The sequence below is a fragment of the Shimia sp. MIT910701 genome, from assembly GCF_047126315.1.
Classification (GTDB): domain Bacteria; phylum Pseudomonadota; class Alphaproteobacteria; order Rhodobacterales; family Rhodobacteraceae; genus Shimia.
Genome location: NZ_CP138953.1, coordinates 32,866 through 56,748, shown reverse-complemented (window position 1 = coordinate 56,748; position 23,883 = coordinate 32,866). Strand labels below are relative to the sequence as shown.

Below are 23,883 nucleotides of genomic sequence, written 5' to 3'. Positions count from 1 at the left end.
TTTTAGGTTAGGTTTTGCCTGCCATGAGATCGCGCAAGCGGTCTCCGGTGAGGTTGATGACCATCACCGCCAACAAAACGGCGAGGCCCGGGAAAATCATGATGTGCGGTGCGGTTTGCATGTAGGCTTTGCCATCCAACAGCATGGCGCCCCACTCGGCTGACGGCGGTTGTACGCCAAATCCAAGGAAGCTCAAGCCGGAGACCGACAAAATGGTGCGCGACCAGCTGTTTGTCCAAAGCACCAATAGGGACGGCAGGATATTTGGCAAAAGGTGTCGCCACAGGATCAACCGGCTGCTCAGCCCATTCAAACGCGCCTGGGTGATGTAATCGCTCTCGCCAAGGCTGAGTGTCAGCGCGCGGGCGAGACGGGCGAATTTCATCCAGCTGACCACCATTAGCGCGATCACAAGGTTGGAAGTACTGGGGCCAAACAGGCCCGCGAAGGTCACCGCTGCGATCAACTCGGGGAAAGCAAAGAAGCTGTCGGTCACGCGCATGACGGCAAAGTCGCCCGCCGGGCCAGAGCGGGCGGCGAGAATGCCAACCACGGTGCCGACCACAAATCCTGTGAGTGAGATGGCAAGTGACAGTCCTAGCGACCATCCCGCACCGTAGAGCAGTCGCGTGGCAATGTCGCGCCCAAGGTGGTCTGTGCCAGCCCAATGCGCGGCGCTTGGCGGTGCCAGCCGGTTGAGAAAGTCAGCGGCGGCGGGTTCATAGGGTGTCAGCCAGAGGGCGAGGCTCCACAATCCCAAGAGGACAAGCGTCGCCACGCCAACGCGCTTTGTGAACTGCCGCAAGGGATCCGCAGGGTGGCTATCTGAAATGCTGATCGACTGGCTCAGGCTCATGATGCTTTCGCCCTCTTTAGATTGCGTGGGTCGCAGAGGTGTTGAACACCATCAATCACGGAGTTGATGACCACATAAGCGGTGGCAAAGAACATCACGAGGAACATCACGACAGGCAGATCCCGTGACAGCACCGCGCCAGCCAGCAGAGACCCAAGACCGGAGCGGGAAAACGTGAGTTCCACGATGATGGCGCCTTCGAGCAGGCTGGCCATATCGAGGCCAATCATAGTGAGCGTCGGGACAAAAGAATGCCGCAGGACATGGCGGGAAAAGATCTCCCGCTCGGGTATGCCGCGCAAGCGCAGGGTTTCGATAAACGGCTGGTTGTAGGCTTCCAGCATGAAAGTGCGCAGAAGGCGGGTTTGCGAGGCCATGACCCAGAAGGCCAGCGTTGCAGCCGGCAGGATCAGATGGGCAAAAGTGCCGGTCCCATAGGCGGGCAGCCAGCCGAGGTACACGGACACGCCCAGAATAAGCAGCAAGGCAAGCCAGTAGCTCGGCATCGCGGCGCCAATGGAAGAGATAATCACCGCGCCGCGATCCCAGATGGTGTTTGGATAGCGAACCGCAAAAGCGGACAGCAAGAACGCCGCAGCCAGCCCAATGGCTAACGAGGTCAGCGTGAGCGTGACCGTTTCACCAAGGTTGTCGACAAAGATCACCCAAACTGAAGTGCGTGATGAGTAAGAAACGCCGAAATCTCCGCGCATCACGTCTGCCAGCCAATGGGTGTATTGGGAAAAGAACGGCGCATCGAGGTTGAACTCCTCGCGGATGCCCTGCAGCACCTCTGGCGCGATGCCAAAATCACCCGGGTAGCGGGCATGGGCAATTGCCTCGGCTTTGTCACCGGGGGCGAAGTAACTGATGGTGAAGGTGATCAGGGTGATCCCGAACAGGACCGCCAACAGGCCGGCAAATCGGATGAGAAGCGTTTTCATGCGGCGGCCTCCGGGAGTGCGCCGAGGCTTTGCGCAGCAGCGACCAAGTCTTTGGCGTAGTCACTTTGCGGGTTGGCAAAAAAGGCCGTGCGAGATTGATACGCCGAGACGGTGCCATCGCGCAGCAGCAGCACCTTGTCGGCATAGGCGGCTGCGAAGCCAAGATCGTGTGTGACGGCGATGTAGGTCGTGGTTGTGGCCCGGCGCAGGCTTTCCATCCTTTGGGCAATCTTTTTCTGCACCAAAGCATCCAGCGCGCTGAGCGGCTCGTCAAAGAAGATCAGCTTGGGCTGCGCGATCAGTGCGCGAGCCAAACAGGCCCGCTGCGCCTGCCCCAAAGACACTTGGGACGGCAGGCGGTCGTAAAAATCGGCTGTTAGTTCAACGTCATCCAGCGCCGAAAGCACGCGTTTGCGCAGTTGGTCCTTTGGGAGGTTTTCCTTGTGCAGGCTCTCTGCAATGGACCGTCCAAGGGGCTGACGCGGGTTTAGTGCGGCGAGTGGATCTTGCATCACCCACCGGGCTTGAGCCAATCCAAGTCCTGCAGGTATCGCGCCACAAACCTCGGTGCTGGAGGGGGCATAGGTGAAGCGATCACAGTGTCCGGGCATCATGCCTTGCAGGGCTTTGACCAATGTGGATTTGCCCGCACCGCTTTCCCCAACAATGCAGAGCATCTCGCCTTCGCTCAGGTCAAACGACACGTTCGAGAGAAGCGGTTTGCCGCCCATAGACACTTGCAAGTTGGACACAGAAATCAGCGGCTTATTCTGCTGCACGACACAGGTCCTCGGTGGTGGTTTGCCAATGGCGATGCGCTACTAGGTCTTTTGTGTAGGAAGCTTGTGGCTGAGACAGCAGGGCTTCAGTTGGACCAGTTTCCACAAGGCGCCCTTCCGCCATCACCGCGATGTGGCTGGCAAATTGGGCGGCCATGCCAAGGTCATGGGTCACCATCAAAACAGAGATGCCCTGTGCCTTCGAAATCTGGCGCACTTTTTCCAGAACCTGCGCGGCAATCAATGGGTCCAAGGCGGAGGTGGGCTCATCCAAAATCAACAGCTTGGGCTGTTCAATCAACGCCATGGCGAGCAGCAGGCGTTGTTGCATGCCGCGGCTCCATTGATGTGGATAGCTTTCGTCAAGTGAAGGCAAGCCAAGTGAGGAGATCACTGCGTCTTGCTCGGCAACGCTTAACGGGGATTTTCGCTTGGCGACCTGTCGCCATTGCCAGCGGAGCCGTCGCAGGGGATCAAACCCATGCGCGGGGCTTTGGGGAACGAGGGCGATCCCTTTGCGATCCGGAGCATAGTGCGCGGTGCAATTCCAGTGTTGCCCATCAAAGGTGATATGTCCTGCCGATGGCCGAGCCGGTTTGCGCAGACCCATAATCAACCGCAGCAAAGTCGACTTACCCGCGCCAGAGCCACCAACAACGGCGAGCCAGTCACCTTCGTTAAGCGTGAGATTGATGTCGTGCAGGACTCCCTGCCTGCCAATCGCGGCAGACAGGGCATCAATTGTCAAAAGCGACATGGGTTTACTTGGCAATCGCCAACTCCGGTGAGGCAAAATAGGTCTCAGCCGGGTGGATTTGGTAGCCTTCCACCTTGCCGTTGCCCACAGACACCTGCGTTTTGTGGAACACGGGGATCACAGGCAGGTCACGGTTGATGATCTCCTGCACTTCCGCGTAGATCGGCTGCCGTTCCTCTGTTGTGAACAGGCCACGGCCTTTTTCCAAGAGCGCGTCCAGCTCCGGGTTGGAGTAGCCGGACACATTGTAGCTAGCGCCGGTTGCAACCAGCGTGCTTGGGAAATAGTCCGGGTCGCCTTGTGGTGCGGTGCCCCAGGCTTGCAGGTGCAGATCGATCTCACCCGCTTTCAGCGCGTCGTTGTTTGCGCCGAATTCCCCCATTGCGATCTCTGCACCCAGGCCAATCTGCTGCAACAGTACTTGTGAGATTTCCAACGTTGGGCGCAGGGCCGCGCGCCCTTCATAGCTGCGCAGTTTCAGCACCACGTCTTTGCCGTCCAGTTCGCGAATGCCGTTGCCATCGGAGTCTGTGATACCCGCCGCATCCAACACTTCAGCCGCCTTCGTTGGGTCGTAAGGCAGAGACAGATCTGCGTTGGCCCATGACGCCATATTGGCAGGGAAAAGGGCGTTTGCCGGGGAGCCGCCCACGCCAACAAGGGCAGCGGCGACGATGGTTTCACGGTCCAGCCCAAGCGACACGGCTTCGCGCAACGCGGGGTTTGCCAATGGGCCATCGGTCATGTTGGGTTGGAAAAAGAACAAACGGGTTGTGGCGCCCGCAAACAATTGCCCTTCACCGCTTTCTTTCAATTTGGCGAAATCCGGCTCGGGATAGTTGGTGACCAGATCCACATCTCCGGCCTGGAGCGCCAGTGCGGCCACAGACGGATCAGAGATTGCGTCGATCTTCAATTTGTCCAATTTCGGCGCGCCGCCCCAGTAGTCGGCAAAGCCTTTCACCTCATAAGATTTCTCCGCCTCTGCCTTCACAAAGACAAACGGGCCCGTGCCGATCAAAGGCAGCGCGTCGGTGCCTTCTTTCATTACGGCGGCAGATGGCTCGGTCAGGGACCAAAGGAACGCGGAGTTCGGCTCTTTGGTGGTGAAGATTAGCGTTTTGTCGTCAGGTGTCTGAATATCGGCGATGCCCAGAAGCTTGGACAGGCGCGGGTTGTGTGCCGCATGGCCTTCGACGTCCAGTTTGGCAAACGACTCTTTGACGGATTGTGCGGTCACGGGAGTGCCATCATGGAACGTCACACCGTCACGCAAAGTGAGCTGCCATTCGTTCGGGGACAGGTTTTCATAAGACACAGCAAGTCGTGGCTGCATCGACATGTCATAGCCCAGACCAATCAGGGTTTCAGATACCCCTGCGCGATTGCTTAACCAACCGTTCTGGCGCGCGCGCGGGTCAGGAATGCTGCTTTTCGGGCCAAATGGCGCAGCAACAACCATGGTGTTTTCTGCTGCAAGCTGGGTGGCGGAAAGGGAGGCAATGGATGTGGCAATTGCTAATAGAGATACAGACAAAGACCGGCCAAATTTCGGCGATACAATCGACACTATGGAGTTCCCTTGAACCAAGTTTATGATGAAACTCCCCTTATGATAAATGTTATATCATATCAATATTAATCCGACTGTTTGCGTAGGTTTTGCGCTGCACCACATCCTCCCTGGGTTTCTGGACTTTGAACTGGGAGATTGAACCGCCAGGCGAGTTCCCTCGCAAACTATACGAATGCACGCCCTGTTCGTGCGCCAAACCGGCATATTCTAACCTTTGGGTTAGTTGATTTCTCTTTAGATCGCCGTTCCATACAGCCGCGCGGGCCTCAGGCTGCGCCCTTGTTCCTAGTTTGATGTCGAACATCTCATGAGGTCGCTGTGAAAATTCGCCATCAACCCGCTGGCTCTGACATGAGCTGGACCGTGCAAGCGCCGCTGACGTTTGAAACGCCAGCAGGAGAGGCTGTGCGGATTGAGGCGTGGTCGCTGGCAGGGCTGCACTGGCCTGAAGGCGCTGGGGACTGTCCTCAGACGGGCGTGCTGAGTGTGCCATTCCAAGGTGTGGATGTGCGCTTTCCGGTGCGGCTTACCCAACCAAACGACGCCGGTCTGGTAGAATTTGAAGGCCTCAGCGGACGGCAGCGCGAGACGCTGGCATTGTTTTACCGCGCGCTCCTGTCCGGCCAGATGGCCAGCAGTGGGGATGTCATCACCAGCTTGGACACGCCTGTCGACCTGGTTCCGATGAGTGAGACAGATGAAGAGAAAGAAGCCAGCATTAGGGGGCGCTGGCCCACACCAATCCGCGTGGCTCTGCATGTTTTGATCTATAGCGTGATCGCCCTGACCGTCGCCACCATTCTTGGTGCGTCCGTATTCAACAGCGTAACCCGCATCAATGTGCAACATGGGCGGGTGGTCGCGCCAATTGCAGAGCACCTGCCTGCCAGCGAAGGGTACGTGAAGTCGATTTCCGTGGAACCGGGCGAGGCTGTCGTTGCGGGGCAGGTTCTTGTGCGCCTGAAAGACCCTCAAGCGGAAGGCAAATTGGATTTGGCGCGGGCGAAGCTGGCGCAGGAACAAAACGAACTGCTCCAAATCAACGAAACACTGGAGGCGTTGATGGCCTATCACACGGTTGCGGCACCGAAGGTGCGGGCGGCGGTAGTGGGGCAGGCCTATGCGCGGTTTGTTGGGGATCGTGGCTTTGACACTTTGTGGGACCGCTGGCAGGCGATGTTGGGGAAAAACCCGCAGGCCGCCATTGCGCTGGACCCGTTTGAGTTTGCTGTGACCCGCCTGCAAGAAGTAGAGGCCGCGCAATTGGCGAAAGTGCGCGGTTTGCGGGCAACGCGGGATGCGCACAAAGCTGCGATCTCGCTGAGCCACGTACGCGCGCCCTCCGATGGCGTGGTGCATGAAGTTCTGGTGCGTAAGGGGCAGCCCTATGACCATGATGACATGGCTGTGGTGTTTGAGGGCGATACACCGCGCGTGGCGCAAGGCTGGGTCAGCGAGCGCTTTGCCGAAACGATCTTTGTCGGCATGCCCGCCAGCATTGGGATCAACACCATGGGGCAAAAACAGACGCTGCCGGGCGTGGTGACGGATGTTCAGGCCGGTGCGGACCCGCGGCGTCCTGGGGAGTTTGGCATCATCGTCACCGTCACGCCGCGAGATCTGAGTGCGGCGGATACCAAAGTGGCCTTGCGCCGCGATGCGCCGGTCAACCTTGAGGTGCGACGTCCCTGGGCGCAGCGGGTGATTGAGCGCGTCAAAACGCTGTGGCCGTCCGATGTATGAGCCAGAGTCCGAATATGCCTTTGACAAAGACCTAACAACGCGGTTGCGGGATTCGCAGACGCCGATCAAACCTTATTGGGCGCGCTGGACCTTTCCGCATCTAATAGCCTTGATGGTGGTGATAAAGGCGCTCTATTGGCTGCTGGCCAATGTGCCCAACCGGTTCCTTGATCCCAATGCAGGCCATATCACGGTGGTGCTTGGCACTTTGGGTTTGTGGCGGTTTGGCTGGTGGTTCACTCATTCCATCCGCGCGATGATCTACGCCCGGTGCAAATGGCCGGGTATGCGCCGGGAGGCGGATGCGCTTTGGGAGGCAGGCTGGCGGCCCAAACGGCTGCATATCCAAATGACCACCTACTATGAGGAGCCCTCGATCACAAAACGGGTGATCGGGTCCATTCTGGGCCAAATCCGGCGTGAGCTCATACCCACCACGCTCTATATCGGCACCGGTAGCGCCTATGACGAAATGATCATCCGGGAGTTTGTCGAGACCTACGCGCAAGACATACCCGACGATCTCGCCGAACTGGTGTTTATCCGTCAAAACCAACCGGGCAAGCGCATGGCCATCGGCCTGATCCTGCGCGCAATCAGCCGCACGGCGGCCGATCCTGAGGAGCTGGTGATCTTCATGGATGGGGATGCTTTGTTTGGCGACGAGGTGCTCAAGAAAACCCTTTCGATGTTTGCCTATGATCCCGAGTTGCAGGCGCTGACCACCGACGAAGAGGTCATTTGCTACGGGCCGCAGTGGATCGCCAAGTGGCTCGACATGCGTTTTGCCCAACGGAGGCTGGCAATGCAGAGCCACGCCTTGTCCAACCGTGTTCTCACATTGACCGGCCGCACGAGCGTGTTTCGCGCCCGCCACATCGTGGACCCGAAGTTCATCCGCGCCATTGAGGCCGATCACCTGAACCACTGGCTCTGGGGTCGGTTCCGTTTCTTGTCTGGGGATGACAAATCAACCTGGTACCGCTTGCTGAGTGTGGGGGCGAAGATGACCTATGTGCCGGATGCAACGGTCTACACCATTGAGGTGATCAAAGAGAACGGGCTGATGCGGATGATCCAGAACTTCCGCCGCTGGTCTGGCAACATGTTGCGCAATGGCAGTCGTGCCATTGCGTTGGGCCCACGCCGGATGCCGTTCTTCATCTGGTGGTGTGTGGTGGACCAACGCATCGCCATGTGGACCATGATGGTCAGTCCGGTCATGGCGGTTTTGGGCAGTATGGTGGCCCCCGGATATTTCTGGAACTGCCTGATTTGGGTGTTGTTTTCCCGCGTGGTGCTGTGCTTGTTTCTGATGGGATACAGTCGCCGCGCGGACATGACTTGGCCGTTTATTCTCTATCTGAATCAGGTGATTAACGCGTCGGTGAAGATTTACATGATCTTTCACCTGTCCAAACAGAAATGGTCCAATCGCGGCAATCAAAGCGCGGGAGAAGGCACGAGTATGCTGGATCGTTTGCGCAATGGATTCGCGCTGTTCCAATTGGTCACAGCCACGTCCGCCTTTCTCACCCTGTTGATGCTCTATGTCGGGCTGATCGACCTGCCCCTTTGAGGCACACCTATCCTTTTGCGCATCCGCATACCCCTCCGACATCCCAACTGGCGTCCTTCGCACAGCTAGATTGTTCTCAACACACAACAAAAGGATGTATTCATGATCACGCCTGTCATTCTCGCCGGAGGCTCCGGTACCCGTCTGTGGCCTGTATCGCGCAAGAGTTTCCCAAAGCAGTTTGCCAATCTGCTTGATGGTCCAAGCCTGTTTCAACGCACAGTCGACAGGGTGATGGCTCCTGGATTTGCCGAGCCCACGGTGATCACCGGTGAGGATTACCGCTTCATTGCGCAGAAGCAGATGACGGAGATGCAAGCCATCTGCGGTGCACTGATTGTGGAGCCGGAGGGGCGCAACACCGCACCGGCCGTTTTGACAGCCGCGTTGGTACACAAGGACACGCCGGACAAGGTATTGCTTGTGGTGCCCAGCGACCATCAGATTACTGACGACCGCACTTTTCGCCAGGTGATTGCAAAGGCGGCGCGGGTGGCAGAGAAAGGTTTGATCGTGACCTTGGGTATCAAACCGGATCACGCCGCTACAGGCTTTGGGTATCTGCGTGTCGAGGGTGGTAATGATGACGCGCTCATGATCTCTCAGTTTGCGGAAAAACCGGACGCTGACACCGCCGCCGCAATGCTGGAGGAGGGCAACTGGCTGTGGAATGCGGGCATGTTCTTGTTCCGCGTCGATACGGCTCTGAAGGCTTTCGAAACCCATGCGCCAGATTTGATTGGCCCGACGGAGGCGGCGTTGGCGCTGGGTGCGGAAGATTTCGGGTTCACCCGTCTGAACGCCGAAGCCTACAAACGTTGCGCGGATATCTCCTTTGATCATGCGATTATGGAAAATATCCAGGAATGTGCAGCCCTGCCGCTCACCTGCGGCTGGTCGGATCTGGGCAGCTGGCAAGCGCTCAAGGACATTGGCGCGCCAAACAGCCAAGACACGGTGACGGCTGGTAATGCCACCGCAATTGACTGTGAAGGCAGCTTGCTGAAGTCCGAAAACCCGGATGTGAAGCTTGTGGGGTTGGGCCTCAAAAACGTCATGGCCGTGGCCACCGATGATGGCATCCTGATCGCCGACCGGTCTGAAAGTGCCAATGTCGGCCAAGTGGTGGAAACGCTGCGCGCCGAAGGGGTCCCGCAAGCTGATGGGTTCAAACGCTGCTACCGCCCATGGGGGTACTACGAAACGCTGTCTCTCGGCCCGAGGTTCCAAGTGAAATGCCTCATGGTGGAGCCGGGCGCCAAGCTGTCCCTGCAAAGTCATGTGCATCGCGCAGAGCACTGGGTAGTGGTCAGTGGCTCGGCAAAAGTGACGGTGAATGACGACGTCAAACTGCTGACGGAAAACGAGAGCACCTACATCCCATTGGGCGCCGTGCACCGGCTCGAAAACCCCGGAAAGCTGCCGCTGCATCTGATTGAGGTCCAGTCTGGTTGCTACCTCGGTGAAGACGACATCATTCGCTACGAAGACATCTATCACCGCGAAGAACTGGCCTGATCCTTTCCCCCGGATCGTTCGCCGCTTTATAGCCCACCCAGCTTGGCGAACGCGGCAAACCTGCATGGAACTCCATGCAGGTTTTGTTGTTTTGAAGGCTCCCAAAAGGGGGACACTCGAAAGGATAGTGGGCTGACCCTCGGGGCGTTCAGGCTGACCTAATTCCAGAAAATTTGATGAAAAAAATCCTCTAAGATGACTTCAAGAAGGAGTTCGACATTATGGAATACCGCAGGTTTTCACCGCAGGACTTAGAGATTGTCGTCCCGGTCCCACGTCAAAAATCCAGCATCAGTGTTGTGGGTCTTGGCTATGTCGGCGCGGTTTCAACCGCATGCCTGGCGTCGCTGGGCCACCGGGTGATTGGCGTGGATTTGGACCAGACCAAAGTGAATCAGATTGGCCTCGGCCAAAGCCCCATCCACGAAGATCGCCTTACCGAAACCCTAACCGCGGGTGTTGAAGACGGCTTGATCAGCGCCACAGATGATCTGCGTCAAGCGGTCATCGACACGGATGTGACCTTTGTGTCTGTAGGAACCCCTACCGCTGCGGACGGGGGCTGTGATCACAACTTCATCAAGCTGGCGTGTGATGCGATGGCGCGAGGGCTGCGAGATAAAGAGGGCTTTCACGTCTTCGCCATGCGCTGCTCCATACCGCCGGGCACCACGATGAAGGTTATGGCACCCATTCTGGAGGCCGTATCGGGCAAAGCGGTAGGTCGTGATTTTGGCATCTGCTTCAACCCGGAGTTCCTGCGCGAAGGTGTGGCGATCGATGATTTCCACAACCCACCCAAAACCGTGATCGGGACCACTGATTTCGCCACGGCAGAGATCATGCGCCGTATTTATGCGCCGGTGGACGACAAGCCCATTCTGACCACAATCGAGGTGGCCGAGACCATCAAATATGTCGACAATGTATGGCACGCCACCAAAGTGTGTTTTGCCAATGAAGTTGGGCGTTTGTGCAAGCCCTTGGGCGTGGACAGCCACGCGGTGATGGAGATCTTCACACAGGATCAAAAACTTAACCTGTCCGCCTATTACCTGAAGCCGGGCTTTGCCTATGGCGGCTCCTGCCTGCCCAAAGAGGTGCGCGCGGTACAGCATGTGGCCAGCACCCTTGGGGTCGATCTTCCGATGATCGGCGCACTGGAACAGTCTAACGCTGAGCAAATCCAACAGGCTGTGGAGATGGTGCAGAAAACCGGCGCCAAGCGGGTGGGAATTCTGGGCCTGGCGTTCAAACCAGGCACAGATGACCTGCGGGAGAGCCCCATTCTGGAGGCCATGGCGACGCTGCAACAACAAGGCGTTGAGCTGCTCGTCCATGATGAGGCCGTGACCAAAGACACCCCTCTGGACGGGCTGGCGAGCTACACCAAGTACGGCAGCCAGGGTCTGACAAAACTGGCAGAAGGCCTCTCCGACATGCTGCGTGACGATGTCGAGAGCGTCATGGTAGCGGCCGACGTGGTGATCGTGTGCCACGCCAGCGACACTTACCGAGACGCCGTGCAGCGACACAAGAATGTGGCGGTCGTGGATGTGGTCCGGCTGTTTGACAGCGCCCCACAGGATCTCGCGATTAACGGCATTGGCTGGTGATCGGCCAAAGTCACAACCTGTTCAGACATATGTGAGGACATGACATGCCCACAAGCAACCTAAATCTCATCACTGGAACGGGCCTCTCCGACGTGCTCGATGGGACTGGCACAGGAGACTTGATCGTTGGCTTGTCCGGAGACGACAGCATCACCAGCGGCGCGGGCAACGACGCCCTGTATGGCGACTATGAACAGGCCAATCTGTTGGAAGGCACTGACAACGCAACCGGGTTTACCGACTACGCCAACAGCGGAAACTGGACGGTGTCTGCGTTGGATGGCGGCCATCAGCAGATGAGCCAAACCCTCACCACCGAAGCCGGAGGCGTTTACAATCTGTCCTTCGACCTCGCCGCCAATTTTGCGGCGGGACAGCCGGGCGCCACAGTAGAAGTGCTCATCAACGGCGCGATTGTGGGGACCTATTCCACGGAAAGCGGCGCTTACAATGCCTTTGACACAAGCTTCACTGCCATTGGCGGTGAAACCGAGATCACCTTGCGCTCGATTGACGGTCCAAGTTCGGGGCCATCGATAGATACATCCGGTCCAATCTTCCACTATGCGCGCGAGATGCAGATCGGTGGGCAGACAGTGGAAGTGGCCGCATTTGCCGACGGTCAGGCCAACCTCTATCAGGTACTGAACGGCACGCTGCATGTGTTTGATGTGGAAACTCAGACCTATGAGGTCGCGGGTGCAGCGGGCACAGTGAACGTGAACTCCATGGGCTACAACGCGCAAGACGATCTTCTGTATGCCATCGCGGTGGGAACCGGTGTTGATAGCCTCGGCAACGCGGTGCAGCGCTCTGACTTGATCATGCTGGATGCAGAGGGCAACAGTTACCGGATTGGCGAAACGCCTTATCGGTCCTGGACCGGCGACTTTGATGATCAGGGCAACCTTTGGTCGTTTCAATCCAGCATGGACCGGATTGCGGTGATCGATGTGGATCAGCTAGACGCCAATGGAAACCCGGTGGTGACAGTGCACAAGCTCCCCAGCGCGCTTGTCACCCACCGGGTTTATGACGTGGCCTTTGATGCCAAAACTCAAAGCTTCTACGGCGTGGCGCGTCCGCCATCCGAAGGAGCAGACACCATCCTTTTGGTGGCCGATATTTCCAGTGGCGTACCGGAGTTCACCTTGGTGCCGGTGACCTCGACGGTTGTGGACGGCGTCACGCTGGACGGCGCGCCGGCCGTGACCTTTGGCGCGGCGATCATGGACGCGGACGGCAACCTCTTTGTTGGTGGCAACTCCGGCGATCACGACATGAACAACGCCACAGGCAACAGTGGCGGCATCTACCAAGTGGTGATCGATCCCGCGACCGGCGAAGCCAGCCTTGTGTTGCTGACCGAAGCGCCCAGTTCCTACTCTAACGATGGCGCGGCTGATCCAACCGCGGAAAGTCCCTTTGTCGAGGTTGATTTGTCGTCCTCTGTTTTGATCCGTGATTTGAGCTTGGTTGCGACCACGGAGGGCGAACTGACCTACGACGACTCGCTCGAAGGCAACGGTGGCAATGACACGCTGGACGGTGGCATTGGCGAAGATGACCTGATTGGCGGCGGTCTTGGTGACACGCTTCTGGGTGGCGATGGCGATGACTATTTGCACGGCGGCGCAGGTCCGGATGGCAACAGCACCATTGTCTCTCACTATGACAGTGACGGGTTGCGTTATGACCAATTTGGTAACCTTCTGCCGGAAAATGATGACTTTCTGCTGGGCGGTGAAGGCAGCGACACGCTGGAAGGGTCTGCAGGTCATGACACGTTGGACGGCGGCGAGGCCGCGGACGTTCTGAGAGGGGGATCGGGGTCTGACATGCTCTTTGGCAGCGCCGGTGACGATACGCTGTCGGGCGGTGGGCAAGACGATGTGCTGTCTGGAGGCAGCGGTGCAGATATCTTGCGCGGGGGCTCTGGAGATGACGACCTCTCTGGAGGTTCTTTTGATGACGTTCTTAACGGCGGTTCCGGCAATGACAGCCTGGCTGGCGATGAAGGCGCTGATGAGCTAACAGGTGGCAGCGGCAACGACACGCTGAACGGCGGCAACGGTGCCGACCAGTTGGTTGGTGGCTCCGGGCAAGATGCGCTTACAGGTGGCGCAGGCGATGACGATTTGCGTGGCGGCTCCGGCAATGATGCGCTGGATGGCGGCTTGGGAAGCGACAATCTCCGTGGCGGCGCGAACGATGATGTGCTTAACGGAGGCGAGGGGCGCGACAGTCTCCGAGGCGACCGAGGCAATGACGAGCTGTCGGGTGGCGCAGGCCGCGATTATCTCAGCGGTGCGATTGGCGATGACACGCTGGATGGCGGCGCAGACGCTGATCGCCTGTATTTGGGGGCAGGGAACGACGTGGCCACTGGCGGCATCGGTGCTGACACCTTCATATTCCGCAACGACGATCTGGACGGGTCGCAAGACCTCATTCTGGACTATTCCGTTGCCGAAGGGGACCGGCTGCACCTTCGCGGTTTGGACCTTGGGGGCAGCGAAAGCGAGTACTCTGATTGGTTTGGCAACCATGTCAGCGTCAGCGGTGAAGACGTTTCCATCCAACTCGGAAACAACACAACGCTTCTGTTGCAGGACACTGCGGAAGACTTTGCACTGCTCTCAGACAGCTTTGTGTTCTAACGAAACCAAGGCGAGGCGGGCTTATTCAAAGCCTGCCTCTTTTGCGATCAAGGCCGCCTGCGTGCGGTTTTTTGCGTTGAGTTTTTTGCACAGGGTGCGCACGTGCAGCTTGATGGTCACTTCTTGCAAATCGAGATCCCGAGCGATTTCCTTGTTGGATTGCCCTTTGCACAGACCGGTAAGAACTTGCTTCTCACGCTGGCTCAGCTGCTTCTCAAAATCGCTTTCTTCCGCTTCGCCGCCGGCAGAAAGCACACTGGCTGGTACAAAGGTTTCGCCAGCGATCATAAAACGCACCGCGTTGACCAAAGACTTGGCTCCCATGGTTTTGGGCAAAAAACCAATGGCCCCGGCTTCCAAGGCGTCTTGCGCCACTTTGTTTGGGGCAGTGCCGCTGACAATGGCAAAAGCCTGATCCGGGTAGGCCGCCACGGCGTCGATCAGGCCTTGAAGCCCGTTCATGCCCGGCATGCTGAAGTCCAGCAGAACCAGATCAAATGGACCTTTTTGGTCCAGAAGCTTCATGGCCTCAAAATAATCTGATCCGGCCACAACTGTGGCACGGCCTTCAGAGGTGATGTAGGCAGAGATGGTTTCGCGAACCATTCCGTGGTCATCAGCTAACAAAATACGCATAGAAACGGGGCGTCCTACTCTTGGGTTCTGGGAGGACCCTACGAGGCCCTGCGCGTGTAAACCAGTCGTGACACCCTGACTTTGCCGTAAATCTTGCGACATACCTAGCTCCTTTAAAACCATGTGTCCTGGTGTGCCGATGCTGACACCAACAGGATAACTGCAGGTAAATTCGCATAGTTTGAGTAAAATCCGTTGGGGCATCAGATGACCGCCAACTAGCGAAGGGTCAGACAAACTATACCAAAGGTTAGTGGCCTAGCCTGATGCCCAAACACGCACCTCGCCCCCACATGTCACCAAGAGACAAACCAACCCAATCTCGGAGTGTCTCATGCAACGTTTCAAAAAACTGCTCGCTGCCCCCACCACACCAAGCTTTCTGACCGGCGCCATCCTGCTCGCCATGGTGGCATCACAGGCCATGGCCGACACTTTGTTGACGGTCAGCGGAGATGTTTCAGCGACAGATGCGGGACTGACCTGGCAATTCGAAGAAAGCGACCTGCGCGCCCTGCCAAAAGTGCAGTTTGAGACAGACACCATTTGGACCGAAGGAACCCAGGTTTTTGAAGGCGTCTCCTTGTCCGCACTGCTTACCCATGTGGGTGCTAGCGACGGCAATCTACTGGCCACAGCCGCTAATGATTACACCGTGTCGATCCCGACGTCTGATGCGGTAGAGAATGGTCCGATAATCGCCTATCTGCGCAATGGCGAAAAAATGACCTTGCGTGACAAGGGGCCATTGTGGATCGTTTACCCATTCGCAGGCAACGACGCCTATAAAACAGAAGAGTATTATTCCCGCAGCATTTGGCAGCTTGATCGAATTGAAGTTGTTGCCAATGAGTAACTTGAGGCCCACATCCCGCGCATCAGGCTCCTTCTTATGAATGGCAGATGGCCGTTTGTCCTCTTCGCAGGCTTGCTATTGGCAAGCTTGCTTTTGGTTGGTGGCTTGGGGCGTACGGTGTTCACGGACCTGCGGGTTCTGTCGACCGCGCAAAACGATGACGTGAGTTGGACGATGTCGCAGCTTGAGGTGGAGCTGTTGCGGCTGCAAAGCGCGGTGCTGTCTGCGCGGTCCAATGAGAACGCTGGGCTGGGCGAAGTCCGCAAACGCTTTGACATCTTCTACAGCCGGATCACAACGACCCGACAAAGTGCCTTCTTTGCGCCGATGGTGGAGGCCCCAACGGTGGCAGGAAGCACGGTTGCCGCCACACAGTTTTTGGACCGTAGTATCCCTTTGATCGACGGCCCGGATGAAACGCTCCAGGCTTACCTGCCCACACTGTTGTCGGACATTGATGCGTTGCGCCCAAAAGTGCGGGCCTTGGCGCTGGCAGGAGTCGACCACTTTACAACGCAGGAAACCGCAGATCGCAACCGGTTGTCGGTCACCTTACAGCGGCTCGCCTATGGTCTGACCGCGCTGATTGCGGTGCTGTTTTTGTCGCTGGCCAGTTTGATCCAGTTGTATCGCCAAGGGCAAAGGGCCTCACAGAAGAGAGAGCAGGCGCGGGCCCGGTTTGAGGCTGTTGTGTCGTCATCGCTGAATGCGGTTCTGGTTGCGGACACAGAAGGTCATATTGTGGAGTTCAACGGCGCGGCGGAAACCGTGTTTGGCTACACGCGTGATGAGGCGTTGGGCGCGGATTTGGCGGAGCTGATTGTGCCGGAAGAGCTGCGAGAAGCACATCGGGCGGGGATGAAACGGTTTGTGGAAACCGGCGAACGCAAAGTTATCGGGGCAGGGCGCGTGCGCCTGAAAGGGATGCGCAAAGGCGGCGAGGTCTTTCCGGTGGAGCTGTCTATCTCCCTGTCGGAGGCCAGTGGCGAAACGGTGTTTGTGTCGTTCCTGCGGGACATCACCAAAGAGCTGAAAGCTGAAGAGGATTTAAAAGACGCGCTGGAAAAAGCGCAGGTGGGCGAAAAGGCGAAGTCCAACCTGCTGACCGTCATGAGCCATGAAATGCGCACACCGCTGAATGGTATTTTGGGGTCACTTGAGTTGATGGATCAGTCAGACCTGAGTGACGCGCAAAAACGGCATTTGGCGTCGATTGGTATTTCCGGCGAGTTGCTGCTGTCCCATGTCAACGACGTTTTGGATTTGTCCTCTTTGACGTCTGAGGCTGAGGCTCCCAAACATGCGCTCTTCAATCTCACAGATTTGGTGCAGGACGTGGTGGACAGCCTGCAAAGCAACGCTTCCCAGCATGCAAACGCGCTTTCAGTAGACTTCCTGACGGAGGATCTGCAAACCGTGAGTGGGGATCGTGGCTCCTTGCAGCGCTGCCTGGTGAACTTGGTTGGCAATGCGCTGAAATTCACCCGTGAGGGCAGCGTCGCAATAGAGGTTGAACGAGTGTCTTCTGGCGATCTGGTCGAGTTCAGAGTGGCCGACACCGGGGTTGGTATTGCGCCGGAAAACCTCAGCCGGATTTTTGAAGAGTTTGTCACGATCGACACCGCCTTTGATCGGGAGAATTCCGGCACAGGGCTCGGGCTGGCCATCACCAAACGCTTGATCGAGCGCAACGGAGGCGAATTGGAGGCTGACAGCCTGTTGGGAGAGGGCAGCCTGTTTACCTTCCGCTTGCCTTTGCCAACCACGACGGATGTGGCGGACCTTCAAACGCATGCGACCGCGCATTCCTTACGGGACTTGCCTGCAGGGTTTCGGGCTCTGGTGGTGGATGACAACGACATCAACCGCGAAATCCTCACAGACATTGTCCGCGATCTGGGGGGCGTCACGCAGGAAGCTAGTAACGGCTTTGAGGCAATAGAAACCTGCGAGACTTCGGGTTTCGACGTTTTGCTTCTGGACATCAGCATGCCAGGTATCGACGGGTTGGAAACGCTGAAGCGTATTCGAGAAGGCACGTCACCAAATGTCGCGACACCGGCCGTGGCTGTCACCGCACATGCGGCGCAAAAGGACCATGAGGCCATTCTGGCGCAAGATTTTCAAACGCTGATCCTAAAGCCGGTGCGACGGGCCGCGATCCATGGTGCTTTGGCCGATGTGTTCGGTGTGGGAGATGGCGTCGAAGCGTTTACAGCCGCGACGCAAGACGCCCCAGAGTTTCTGAAGCAATTTGGCCTCGAGCGCTATACAGAAGCCGTACAGGAAACTCAGGCAGAGATTTCACAGTTCCTGACCGGGAAGCAAGTCACCGACCCGTTGACGGAAGCGGAACGAGAAGAAGCGCACCGTTTGTCTGGGTCTGCCGCAGTCTTGGGGTGGATGGAGCTTTGGGGCGCGCTGCAAGCGGTGCAAAACGCGCCTGAAGACCGCTGGGGGGCACATTTGAACCACTTGCAGTCTGAATTCGATCGTGTGTTCCCAGATCAAATACATCAGCGCTAAAACCAAAAAGGGGCGCTGGGTGCGCCCCTTTTATCGGTCTGTGTTTGGATTACAATTCAGCGCGAACCTGCGCCAGTTCTCCTGCGACAGCTTTGATGCTCTTGGATTTTAAAGGCCCATAGAGGCACGCGCTTTGCTGGTTGGTATCGCGGCAAAAGGCGTTGATGGACCGGATCAAAGGGCGGTTCATATAGGGGCTGGCGCGCCCAACGGCATAGCCAAGATCGCGTAGCTCCATCTGCACAATCCGCACATATGCGTTTTTGTTGATTTTGGCCGCCACCGAGAGCCCGCGTGCAAACACATCATTTGGCGCCGCGCGCACAATCTCTTCAGAGGCACGCCAGAACTGAGCCGGGTTTTGATCTCTTGCCAGATACAACCCTTCTTCGACTTGGATTTTTGCACGCAATCCTTCGGTTTGCAGAAGCCGGTCACGGGTGGCGAGCGTGCCACGTGCATGTCCAACAACCCGATAGTATTTCAGCAAGGCTTCTGCCGCTTTGGCGTCGCCATCCGCATGACGCTTGTGCAGCTGGTCCAGAGTGTCGGTCACATCAACCCGTTGCGAGAGATCCCGCGTCAGGGCGTCTAGTAACAGCATCTGACCATCGCGGCTGTCTGCCTTTGCCAACTTGACCAGTGTTGGAATACCCAAATGGGGATCGGACAAGGGGCCCAGGCGGCCCGTCGCATGGGCCCAGGCAAGAACCGCCTCACCTTGTTGCAGACCTAGGGCTGACGCGGCCAACAAGCTCTGCTGCGCAGCCTCGTAGTCTTGCGACGAAAGCTGTACTTTGCCCAAGGACACAAGGGACTTGCTTTGTCCCAGCTCAACGGCTTTGTCATAGTAAGCGATGGCCTGCGCGGTGTCTTGGTTTCCGCCGATCCCCTTGAAACGAAAGTAGCCCAACCGATCACAGGCCCGCGCATAGCCGTCGGTACAAATCGACTGCAAGGTGCGGATGGCCTCTTTCGGCGCATCTGAGAGAGATGCCATCGCCTCGTTGTAGAGCGCTTTAGGGGAAACCTCTGCATGGGCTTGCGGCAGGCTGACCACCCCGCCAGCGACACAGCCTAGCGCGAGACATTTGAGCATGTGTAACATTTCAACCTCCTACTGATTGGCAACCAGTATGGTGGCGATGCTGAAGTCCGAAGCGCGCGCGAAAGTATAGTGGGACGCGCATTTGGCGATACTGCGGTTCTGATGTGGGGTCACTCAGCTTGGTGGCTTGTGAGCCCGTCGGCCTTTTGTCTTGCCGGTCTCTCGGCGACGGTGATCGGCGCATGGGGCGTTGGCGTTGCAGTGCCAATCAAAAACCATGCGCCAAAGCTGTTTAGGTGATCTCCGACATCTCGACGGATCGCTTCTCTTGGATGGAGGTTTGCGCCGCGATGCCCATCAGGACAGCCATTTTGCCGTCGGTCAAGCTCACCTCGGGTGTGGACCGCTCACCGCGCACCAATTCCAGGAAATATTTGTGCTGATAAAAGGTTGAGCCGTTGTGGTCGCCAGCATCGAGGATGTCCGGGTCCACAGGGATCTCTTTTTCAACGGGACCTTTGGGCGCACGCGGAGACAGGATGAGCTTGGGGGTGGGCGCGGCGCCAAGATGTGCAGGCCAGAAACGGCCTGGTCCGGGGACCAGCGCCTCGATTTTGCCTTTGGGGCCGACTGCCGCGATTTCTTCCTGATATTCGGCACCTTCGGCAAACATGCACAGTTCGAGCATCGCGCGGGCACCGTTATCGAAATCGACGATGACATATCCATTGTCGAGAATGTCCGGCGCTTGCCCGTCATAGAGTTCGTCCAGATGGTTCGCGTCCTGCCCGCCCGAGGCCATCACGCGCACCGGCTCTGATCCAAGCGTCAGGCGCATGAGATCAAAGAAGTGGCAGCACTTTTCCACAAATGTCCCGCCGGATTTGGCGTTGAAACGGTTCCAGTCATCGACCTTTTCAAGAAAGGGAAACCGGTGTTCACGGATGGTCAGCATTTTGATGCCGCCGGTGACATCTGCTGCGTTTTTTAGGAACGCCGCGACCGGCGGCATATAGCGGTACTCCATCGCAACCCAGGCCGGGGCGGGATAGCTGGCGATGAACGCGTCGATTTGGGCCAGATCTTGCGGATCGGTGTACAACGGTTTCTCGACAAGGATGGGCAAAGGACGGAGCTGGGCGATCTCTTGCAGCTGGGCTACATGGCAGAAATTCGGGCTGGCGATCAGCAGGCAGTCCAGAGTGTCTACGGCCAGCAGCTCTTCCAGGCTGTCAACAAACCGCGCATCGGGCGCGAAACGCGCGCTCTCCGTGCGCATTTGGGCGTTGGGTTCGAAGATGGCCCCAACTTCCGTGTTCGGGAGGAGTGCAATGTTGCGCAGGTGTTCTTGCCCCATCATGCCGCAGCCGATGATCCCGTAGGTGGTGGGTTTCGTCATAGTGCCTCCTAAGTCAGGCGTTGGATGTAGATAGAGTGTTCCGGGTCAAACCAGGTGCGGGAAAACTCGACTGGGGCGGTGGCTTGCGACCAACTCAGGCGTTCGATGTAGCCTGAAACTGCCCCCGGCTTCTGTCCAAATGCCTCTGGCGCCCAGTCCGGCACGTGCCCGATGGAGACGCGGTCTTCGGCGCGTCGAATCCAGAAGCCGAGCTGTTTCTGATAATAGTGGTACAGCGACTCCGACAGTTTTGCCGGGTCCACTTTGCCCGCGTCGCCGTCCAGCCAGATTTCTTCGACGGCGATCACAACCTCGTCCAGATACCGCAACCTGCGAATCCGTGTGCCGTGATTCGACGTGCCAAAGGTTGGCAGATCGGAAGGCTTCTCCATGTCATGCACCGAGAGGATGTCCGCGGTGGGCAAACCGCCACCCTCGGGCAACTCCAATCGGAACATGGAGTAGACGCTGCGCCCGCTTTGGGTGGCGCGCACGTAGTTACCGGACCCTTGAACGCGCTCCAGCATGCCTTGCTTCTCCAGCTCGGCAAGGGATTTGCGCAGTGTACGCACGGTGGTTCCGTATTGCTTGGCCAGCTCGCGTTCAGGCGGCAAGCGCTCTCCGTCCACCAGACGGCCAGCCGCGATCTCTCGGATCAGGGTTTCACTGATCTGCAAATAGAGCGGCAGGGCCGAACTGGAGAAGTCTGGATTTGACATAGATCACCCCGAAAATTGATACACCATTGATTTACATCAAATCGCAGTTTATTCAAGGGGTAAGGAAAACGAGATTTTGGGAGGAACTCGATGACCGTCGTGCCGGTGACATCTGCGGATTTGGATGCAGTAGAAGTGTCGTGGTTTGCCGCGCTGTGTTCAGACGATTACCAGTTCCTTGGCGTGCCAAATGGCGATCTGCGGTCGTCCTGGGCGCATTGCTCGAGCATCGTGAAGGAAGCCGAGGCTCAAGGTTTTCGCAACATTCTATGCCCGTCTTCTTATCAGGTGGGGCAGGATACGCTGAGCTTTGTGGCGGGGTGCGCGCCGATCACCAGCAAGATCAACATGTTGGCTGCCGTGCGCTGTGGAGAGATGCAACCGATCATGCTGGCGCGCACGCTGGCGACGTTGGACCACATGTTGGAAGGCCGGCTGACCGTGAACATCATCTCGTCCGACTTTCCCGGTGAAAAGGCCGAGAGCAGCTATCGCTACCAGCGCTCGCGGGAAGTTGTCGAGATTCTCAAACAAGCTTGGACCCAGGGTGAAATAAACCACAAAAGTGAGGTCTACAACTTCCAGGGCCTGACAACCGATCCTGTGGTTCCGTATCAGACTGGTGGGCCATTGCTGTATTTTGGTGGCTATTCGCCAGATGCATTGGAGCTCTGCGGGCAGCATTGCGATGTGTATCTGATGTGGCCGGAGAAGATGGATGAGCTGGCCGGGCGTATGAAGGCGGTGAACGCGGTGGCGGAACGCTATGGCCGGACACTCGACTATGGCTTGCGCGTGCATGTGATTGTCCGCGACACCGAGGCTGAAGCCCGTGAATATGCGGACTACATTGTGTCTAAGCTCGATGACGAGCAGGGACGCGCCATCCGCGAACGTGCGCTGGACGCCAAGTCTCTGGGTGTGTCGCATCAGGCAAAGAACCGTGATGTGGCCGACGACGATGGCTTTATCGAGCCGCATCTCTGGACCGGCGTGGGTCGGGCGCGATCTGGCTGTGGCGCGGCACTGGTCGGGTCGACCGATCAGGTTTTGTCCAAGCTTGAGGCCTATAAGAAGATGGGGATGCGGGCTTTTGTTCTGTCCGGCTATCCGCATGTGGATGAGGCCAAGCATTTTGGCGCCCGCGTGATGCCTCATCTCAACACTGTATCGCTGCCGCATGCCTATGGGCGCGTGCCAGCTTCCACGCCGCAGACCCCCCTTGGTATTGGAGAACGCCGATGATGAACCGTGTCGAAATCGCAAACGGGCTGAGCTTCAGCCGTCTGGTGTATGGCATGTGGCGTGTGGGTGATGATGCGGACACGTCGCCAGAATACGTTGAGGCAAAAATCCAAGCCTGTCTGGATCAAGGGATTACCACTATTGATCAGGCGGACATCTATGGTGACTACGGTGCCGAGGCCGTGCTGGGCGGGGCGCTAAAAGCCAACCCGACGTTGCGCAATCAGATCGAGATTGTGACCAAGTGCGATATCGTCGCCCCCATCGGGATTTATGCCGACAAGCCGGTCAAATACTACGACACCTCGCGCGCCCACATCGAAGCCTCGGTGAACCGATCTCTGAGCGAGATGGGTGTGGATCATGTGGACCTTCTGTTGATCCACCGCCCCGACCCTTTGATGGATCACAACGAAACCGGGGCGGCGCTGGATGATCTGGTGGCGTCAGGCAAGGTGCGTGCCGTCGGCGTCTCCAACTTCCGGCCTTGGGACTGGAAGCTTTTGCAGTCGGCGATGAAGTCACCGCTGGCCACCAACCAAATCGAGATATCACTGGCGGAACTGTCCCCGTTCACAAATGGGGATTTGGCCTTCCATCAACAGCATGACCAGCCTGTCATGGCATGGTCGCCGCTCGGTGGCGGCAGCCTGATGACCGGAACGGGGGATGTGGCGGATCGATTGGACCGCATTGCGGCGGAACACGGCGTGGATCGCGCGGCTGTGGCCGTGGCGTTCCTTTTGCGCCATCCGGCCCGTATCCTGCCGGTTTTGGGCACCAACAACCTTGATCGTATCAAGATGATTTCGGACGCGGAGAAGGTCACAATGGACCGCGAACCCTGGTTCTCTCTCTACGAAGCCGCGCTCGGAAAGGAGGTCCCATGATGTCTGCTCACACTGTCGGGGGAAAGCTCAGCTTTGTGCCCGACCCGAACAACACACGATTGCTGCGGGACGCGTTTGGACGGTTTGCCACAGGGGTCACCATTGTCACGGCCGCGTCGGAAAACGGTCCGGTGGCGATCACCGCCAACAGTTTTTCCTCGGTGTCATTGACCCCGCCTCTGGTGCTGTGGTCCCCTGACAAGAACTCGCGCCGGTTTCCGCATTTTGAGCGCGCAACCCACTATGCGATCCATGTGCTGTCGGCCGAACAGGACGATCTTTGCTGGACGGTGGCCAAAGATGCCTTTGGCTTGGCGGATGTCGCGCACCGGGTGAACGATTGGGGCGTGCCTATTTTGGACAATTGCCTTGCACGGTTCGAATGCACCCGCTCTGCGATTTACGAAGGCGGTGATCACGCGATTGTTCTGGGACATGTTGACCGCGCAACCATGCGTGAAGACGGAGATGCACTGACTTTCTACAAGGGCCAAATGGGCCAGATTGCCGCCGTAAAACAATAAGAACGGCGGCCT

Annotated in this window: 19 protein-coding genes; 10 read left to right on the top strand and 9 right to left on the bottom strand. The window is 57.7% G+C overall.

Features of this window, described 5'->3' with window-relative positions; translation table 11 throughout:
- Positions 1 to 7: 7 nt before the first annotated feature.
- From SIB38_RS00250 to SIB38_RS00230, 5 genes are read right to left on the bottom strand one after another with little or no spacing between them, the layout of a single operon-like run.
- Positions 8 to 856, bottom strand: coding sequence for an ABC transporter permease (locus SIB38_RS00250; RefSeq protein WP_294118858.1), 849 nt, complete (start codon positions 854 to 856; stop codon positions 8 to 10).
- A complete protein-coding gene (locus SIB38_RS00245; protein WP_412551083.1) occupies positions 853 to 1,800 on the bottom strand; it encodes an ABC transporter permease in 948 nt (315 codons plus the stop codon). Before SIB38_RS00245 ends, SIB38_RS00250 begins: the two co-directional genes overlap by 4 nt.
- Positions 1,797 to 2,579 carry an ABC transporter ATP-binding protein gene (locus tag SIB38_RS00240; protein WP_294118862.1) on the bottom strand — a complete coding sequence of 261 codons (783 nt, stop codon included), beginning with the start codon at positions 2,577 to 2,579 and terminating at the stop codon, positions 1,797 to 1,799. Before SIB38_RS00240 ends, SIB38_RS00245 begins: the two co-directional genes overlap by 4 nt.
- Positions 2,566 to 3,336 (bottom strand): ATP-binding cassette domain-containing protein, encoded by a 771-nt coding sequence (locus SIB38_RS00235; protein WP_294118864.1) that lies wholly within the window; start codon positions 3,334 to 3,336, stop codon positions 2,566 to 2,568. The genes SIB38_RS00240 and SIB38_RS00235 overlap by 14 nt, the downstream gene beginning before the upstream one ends.
- A gap of 4 nt (positions 3,337 to 3,340) precedes the next feature.
- On the bottom strand, positions 3,341 to 4,906 hold the full coding sequence (locus SIB38_RS00230) for an ABC transporter substrate-binding protein (protein ID WP_294118866.1): 1,566 nt from the start codon (positions 4,904 to 4,906) through the stop codon (positions 3,341 to 3,343).
- Between the two features lie 357 nt (positions 4,907 to 5,263).
- Here SIB38_RS00230 and SIB38_RS00225 point away from each other — a divergent pair, with 357 nt between their 5' ends.
- From SIB38_RS00225 to SIB38_RS00205, 5 genes are all read left to right on the top strand, one after another.
- The gene (locus SIB38_RS00225; RefSeq protein ID WP_412551082.1) at positions 5,264 to 6,655 is read left to right on the top strand and encodes an HlyD family secretion protein; all 1,392 of its coding nucleotides are present in this window, start codon (positions 5,264 to 5,266) and stop codon (positions 6,653 to 6,655) included.
- The gene (locus tag SIB38_RS00220) at positions 6,648 to 8,234 is read left to right on the top strand and encodes a glycosyltransferase (protein ID WP_412551081.1); all 1,587 of its coding nucleotides are present in this window, start codon (positions 6,648 to 6,650) and stop codon (positions 8,232 to 8,234) included. Before SIB38_RS00225 ends, SIB38_RS00220 begins: the two co-directional genes overlap by 8 nt.
- A 102-nt stretch (positions 8,235 to 8,336) precedes the next feature.
- The gene (locus SIB38_RS00215) at positions 8,337 to 9,752 is read left to right on the top strand and encodes a mannose-1-phosphate guanylyltransferase/mannose-6-phosphate isomerase (protein ID WP_294118869.1); all 1,416 of its coding nucleotides are present in this window, start codon (positions 8,337 to 8,339) and stop codon (positions 9,750 to 9,752) included.
- 221 nt (positions 9,753 to 9,973) lie between these two features.
- On the top strand, positions 9,974 to 11,368 hold the full coding sequence (locus tag SIB38_RS00210; RefSeq protein WP_294118871.1) for a nucleotide sugar dehydrogenase: 1,395 nt from the start codon (positions 9,974 to 9,976) through the stop codon (positions 11,366 to 11,368).
- Between the two features lie 44 nt (positions 11,369 to 11,412).
- The gene (locus SIB38_RS00205) at positions 11,413 to 14,028 is read left to right on the top strand and encodes a DUF6923 family protein (protein WP_412551080.1); all 2,616 of its coding nucleotides are present in this window, start codon (positions 11,413 to 11,415) and stop codon (positions 14,026 to 14,028) included.
- Positions 14,029 to 14,049: 21 nt separating this feature from the next.
- Here the strand turns inward: SIB38_RS00205 and SIB38_RS00200 are convergent, their stop codons facing one another.
- Positions 14,050 to 14,664: a LuxR C-terminal-related transcriptional regulator gene (locus SIB38_RS00200; protein ID WP_294118873.1), complete on the bottom strand. Its 615-nt coding sequence runs from the start codon at positions 14,662 to 14,664 to the stop codon at positions 14,050 to 14,052.
- A 334-nt stretch (positions 14,665 to 14,998) separates the two neighbouring features.
- Between SIB38_RS00200 and SIB38_RS00195 the strand changes: the two genes are divergently transcribed.
- Positions 14,999 to 15,520 (top strand): molybdopterin-dependent oxidoreductase, encoded by a 522-nt coding sequence (locus tag SIB38_RS00195; RefSeq protein ID WP_294118874.1) that lies wholly within the window; start codon positions 14,999 to 15,001, stop codon positions 15,518 to 15,520.
- 36 nt (positions 15,521 to 15,556) lie between these two features.
- Positions 15,557 to 18,046, top strand: a complete 2,490-nt coding sequence (locus SIB38_RS00190) for a PAS domain S-box protein (RefSeq protein ID WP_294118875.1) — start codon at positions 15,557 to 15,559, stop codon at positions 18,044 to 18,046.
- A gap of 49 nt (positions 18,047 to 18,095) precedes the next feature.
- Here SIB38_RS00190 and SIB38_RS00185 read toward each other — a convergent pair whose 3' ends face one another.
- From SIB38_RS00185 to SIB38_RS00175, 3 genes are all read right to left on the bottom strand, one after another.
- Positions 18,096 to 19,154: a hypothetical protein gene (locus SIB38_RS00185; RefSeq protein WP_294118878.1), complete on the bottom strand. Its 1,059-nt coding sequence runs from the start codon at positions 19,152 to 19,154 to the stop codon at positions 18,096 to 18,098.
- A gap of 232 nt (positions 19,155 to 19,386) precedes the next feature.
- On the bottom strand, positions 19,387 to 20,493 hold the full coding sequence (locus tag SIB38_RS00180; RefSeq protein WP_294118879.1) for a Gfo/Idh/MocA family protein: 1,107 nt from the start codon (positions 20,491 to 20,493) through the stop codon (positions 19,387 to 19,389).
- An 8-nt stretch (positions 20,494 to 20,501) separates the two neighbouring features.
- Positions 20,502 to 21,212 carry a GntR family transcriptional regulator gene (locus SIB38_RS00175; RefSeq protein ID WP_412551079.1) on the bottom strand — a complete coding sequence of 237 codons (711 nt, stop codon included), beginning with the start codon at positions 21,210 to 21,212 and terminating at the stop codon, positions 20,502 to 20,504.
- A gap of 90 nt (positions 21,213 to 21,302) precedes the next feature.
- Here SIB38_RS00175 and SIB38_RS00170 point away from each other — a divergent pair, with 90 nt between their 5' ends.
- The 3 genes from SIB38_RS00170 to SIB38_RS00160 are packed head-to-tail and all read left to right on the top strand — an operon-like array spanning position 21,303 to position 23,871.
- Positions 21,303 to 22,457 (top strand): LLM class flavin-dependent oxidoreductase, encoded by a 1,155-nt coding sequence (locus tag SIB38_RS00170; RefSeq protein ID WP_412551078.1) that lies wholly within the window; start codon positions 21,303 to 21,305, stop codon positions 22,455 to 22,457.
- Positions 22,457 to 23,347, top strand: a complete 891-nt coding sequence (locus tag SIB38_RS00165; RefSeq protein WP_412552005.1) for an aldo/keto reductase — start codon at positions 22,457 to 22,459, stop codon at positions 23,345 to 23,347. The genes SIB38_RS00170 and SIB38_RS00165 overlap by 1 nt, the downstream gene beginning before the upstream one ends.
- The gene (locus tag SIB38_RS00160) at positions 23,347 to 23,871 is read left to right on the top strand and encodes a flavin reductase family protein (protein WP_412551077.1); all 525 of its coding nucleotides are present in this window, start codon (positions 23,347 to 23,349) and stop codon (positions 23,869 to 23,871) included. Before SIB38_RS00165 ends, SIB38_RS00160 begins: the two co-directional genes overlap by 1 nt.
- Positions 23,872 to 23,883 lie beyond the last annotated feature (12 nt).